Raw genomic sequence first — 3,472 nt, 5'->3', positions numbered from 1 at the left:
GAATTGTTTCAATCCATAACAGCGACGTGCAACACACCCCTGTGAGTAGCAGTTGATCGACGGATGGCCCTACCTCTGTCCCTGTCGCAAGACGCGACGAAAAGGGATTTTTGAAAGGGAGAATATCCATGTCGATCCAAATGAAATCGCTGGCCGTTGCCGGTGCTGTTGCTGCTGCCCTGAGTGCTCATGTCGCGAATGCCGACGAGATGAAGCCGGGCGAAATGGAGAAATGTTTCGGTGTCGCTCTGGCCGGCGAAAACAACTGCGCCGCTGGCCCCGGCACCACCTGCGCCGGCACCTCGAAGGTCGATTATCAGGGCAACTCGTGGTCGCTGGTTCCGGCTGGCACCTGCGAGTCGATCGAACTGCCCGGCGACCGCATGGGCTCGTTGACCGCGCTTGAGCGCGACCTGCCCGCGTAACCGCTTTGCCGCCCCCGGCGCAGGCCGGGGGCGCATCCTTTCGGGAGGAACCGATGCTAGACACGACACCTCGTTTTGACGCGCTGCCCAACCGGGCGGGCGTGGGTTACAAGCCCCAGCATTTCGCGGCTCTGGTCGCCGATCCCGGCCCGGTGGCATGGCTGGAAATCCATGCCGAGAATTACATGGGCAATGGCGGGCGGCCATTGGCGCAACTGCGCCATCTGGCCCAGCGTTTCCCGATTTCAGTGCATGGTGTCGGCCTGTCGATCGGCGGCCAGGGCCCGCTGGACCGCGACCATCTGGCCCGGTTGCAACACCTGATCAACTGGCTGAACCCGGCGCAATTTTCCGAGCATCTGGCATGGTCCACCCATGACGGCGCGTTTCTGAACGACCTGCTGCCCCTGCCCTATACGGCCGCGACGCTGACCCGGGTCTGCGACCATATTGATCAGGTGCAAAGCTGTCTGGGACGGCGGATGCTGCTGGAGAACCCCTCGACCTATCTGGCCTTCAACGACAGCACCTTTTCCGAGCCCGAGTTTCTGGCCGAAATCGCCCGCCGCACCGGCTGTGGCTTGTTGCTGGATGTGAATAACGTCTTTGTTTCGGCCACCAATCAACAGACCGATGCCTATGCCTATATCGACGCGTTTCCGCTATCGCAGGTCGGGGAAATTCATCTGGGGGGCCATGCCATCGACCGCGACGACCACGGCGCGCCGCTGTTGATCGACAATCACGCCGCTCCGGTGGTCGATCCGGTCTGGGCGCTTTACGGCTATACGCTGGCGCGCTCGGGGCCGCGACCGACACTGATCGAATGGGACAATGACGTCCCGGATTGGCCGGTTCTGGCGCAAGAGGCCGCGCTGGCGGCGGCGCAACTATCGCAGGTGACGGCATGAGCACCCAACCCGAGTTTGCCACCGCCCTGCTGGACGGGCGCCACCCCGCACCGCCGGGCCTGTCCGACCCGATGGGCCGCCCGGCCGGACGCCGCTTTGACGTCTATCGCAACAATGTCGCCGTCGGCCTGACCGAGGCGCTGGACAGCGCCTTTCCAGTGGTGCGCGCGCTGGTCGGGGCCGAATTCTTTACCGCCATGGCCGGGGTGTTCCTGCGCACCCACCCGCCGCGGTCGCCGTTGATGATGTATTACGGTGGCGCGATGCCGGGGTTTCTGGAACGGTTCCCGCCGGTGGCGCATCTGCGCTATCTGCCGGATGTGGCGCGTCTGGAACTGGCGCTGCGCCATGCCTATCACGCTGCCGATGCCGCGCCGTTGGATGCCGGGGCGCTGAACAGCCTGTCGGCGGGAAATCTGATGCAAATGCGCCTGACGCTGGCCCCGGCGGTGCAAGTGCTGCGCTCGGATCATCCGGTGGCGTCGATCTGGCTGGCGCATCAGACCAGCCCGGTCGTTCTGCCGCGTCCCGCCGCCGAAGAGGTGCTGATCACCCGCCCCGGCTTTGATCCGCAGGTGCATATCCTGCCCCCCGGCGGTTTCAGCTTCATCAAGGCGCTGCAAGCCGGAAAGCCGCTGTCTCTGGCCCATCAAATCGCGGACTCAGAGTTTCATAATTTCAACATTTCCGAATGTCTTGGCCTGCTGCTATCCGGTCAGGCCATTCTCAGTGCAGACCATGAGGTATAGCCATGACCTTTCTGATTAATATGTATAATTCAGCGTTCAAGGCGGCTGAATTGCGGCTGGCGCCTGTGGTTTTGCCCAGCCTGATACGTTTCACTTTTGCTGCAACTTTGCTGTTTTACTTCTGGAACTCGGCCCAGACCAAATTCGACGGAATTTTCACACCGTCGCTGGGCGCTTATGCCCAGATTTTCCCCCGAGCGTTTGAAGCGGTGAACTACAATATCGACGGGTTGGGCCTGTTTCACCGGGTGGTGGTGCTGGCCGGGACCTATGCCGAATTCCTGCTGCCGCTGCTGATCGTGCTGGGCCTGTTCACCCGGCTGTCGGCGCTGGCGATGATCGGGTTCGTCGCGGTTCAGACCCTGACCGATCTGTTCGGCCATGGCGTGCTTTCACAGCCCGCGACCTTGGGCGCGTGGTTCGATGGCGCGCCGGACAGCCTGATTATGGATCAGCGGCTGTTCTGGATCACATTGTTGATCGGGTTGGTGCTTAAGGGCGCGGGGCCGCTGTCGCTGGACCGGATCCTGCGACTTCAGTGAGCGTCGGGCTGGCGCGCCAACAGCGCCAGAATGCCGCCCAGACCGGCCATGGCGATCGGGAACATGGTAAAGACGCCAAAGCCGAAGGCCCACATCATCCCCGCCGCCGAGGCCAGCAACAACACCCCGGCCGCAAGGTTCTGCGACCGCGCCATCGCGCCGCCGGCAATCGCCAAAATCGGCGCGATCAAAGCGGCGCCGCGCACCAGCGCGATGTTATCGACCTGCTGTGCCAGCTTTCCGACCTCGCCGTATTCCTCGATGAAAACCGTATAGCCATAGCTGAAGAACCCGACGATCAGGCCGATCACTCCGGCAATCACTCCAAGGGTCAGGGCGGCATTGCGCATGGGTCGTCTCCGGTTGGTGTCGTTTCAATATGGGGGCGCGCCGGGATTATCCAAGCAGCGCCGCCTGAACTTGTTTATCCCAGCCAAGATAGAGCTGGCCAGCCGCTTCGATCACCGGACGCTTCATCAGCGCCGGATGGCGGGCCAACAATTCCAGCGGGTCAAGATCGCGCTCGGATGCGGGCAATCCGCGCCATGTGGTCGAGCGCCGGTTCACCAGATCATCACCGAAAACCGCATGAAACTGTGCCAGTTGTTCGGGGGTCAGCGGCTGCTGCCGAATGTCGATCAGCGTGGCGTTATGACCGGCCTGAGTGAGAATTTTCAAAGATTTCCTACAGGTATCGCAGGTTTTCAGTCCATATAGGCGCATTTTGCCTCCTTTTTTCGCAGACTATAGCGCGGCCTATGGGGGGCAAAAGACTTCACCCTTGATTTTGTCGCGATTCGGCCCACATCCTTGTGCCGTGACGACAAGGTTTCTATGACGACCGT

Annotated in this window: 6 protein-coding genes; 4 read left to right on the top strand and 2 right to left on the bottom strand. The window is 61.8% G+C overall.

What is annotated here, in order from left to right; genetic code table 11:
* Positions 1–128: 128 nt before the first annotated feature.
* The 4 genes from ABYW26_RS12135 to ABYW26_RS12120 are packed head-to-tail and all read left to right on the top strand — an operon-like array spanning position 129 to position 2,627.
* Positions 129–425: a DUF2282 domain-containing protein gene (locus ABYW26_RS12135; RefSeq protein WP_372605162.1), complete on the top strand. Its 297-nt coding sequence runs from the start codon at positions 129–131 to the stop codon at positions 423–425.
* Between the two features lie 53 nt (positions 426–478).
* Positions 479–1,336 (top strand): DUF692 domain-containing protein, encoded by an 858-nt coding sequence (locus ABYW26_RS12130; RefSeq protein WP_372605161.1) that lies wholly within the window; start codon positions 479–481, stop codon positions 1,334–1,336.
* Positions 1,333–2,085: a DUF2063 domain-containing protein gene (locus tag ABYW26_RS12125; RefSeq protein ID WP_372605160.1), complete on the top strand. Its 753-nt coding sequence runs from the start codon at positions 1,333–1,335 to the stop codon at positions 2,083–2,085. The genes ABYW26_RS12130 and ABYW26_RS12125 overlap by 4 nt, the downstream gene beginning before the upstream one ends.
* A 2-nt stretch (positions 2,086–2,087) precedes the next feature.
* On the top strand, positions 2,088–2,627 hold the full coding sequence (locus ABYW26_RS12120) for a DoxX family membrane protein (protein ID WP_372605159.1): 540 nt from the start codon (positions 2,088–2,090) through the stop codon (positions 2,625–2,627).
* Here the strand turns inward: ABYW26_RS12120 and ABYW26_RS12115 are convergent.
* Positions 2,621–2,977: a hypothetical protein gene (locus tag ABYW26_RS12115; protein WP_372605158.1), complete on the bottom strand. Its 357-nt coding sequence runs from the start codon at positions 2,975–2,977 to the stop codon at positions 2,621–2,623. The two genes, ABYW26_RS12120 and ABYW26_RS12115, sit on opposite strands and share 7 nt — an antisense overlap.
* 46 nt (positions 2,978–3,023) lie before the next feature.
* The gene (locus tag ABYW26_RS12110; protein ID WP_372605157.1) at positions 3,024–3,350 is read right to left on the bottom strand and encodes an arsenate reductase family protein; all 327 of its coding nucleotides are present in this window, start codon (positions 3,348–3,350) and stop codon (positions 3,024–3,026) included.
* Positions 3,351–3,472 lie beyond the last annotated feature (122 nt).

The organism is Actibacterium sp., from assembly GCF_041584535.1.
Classification (GTDB): domain Bacteria; phylum Pseudomonadota; class Alphaproteobacteria; order Rhodobacterales; family Rhodobacteraceae; genus Actibacterium_D.
Note: the sequence above shows the minus strand (reverse complement) of the source record. Positions and strands in the feature narration are given on the sequence as shown.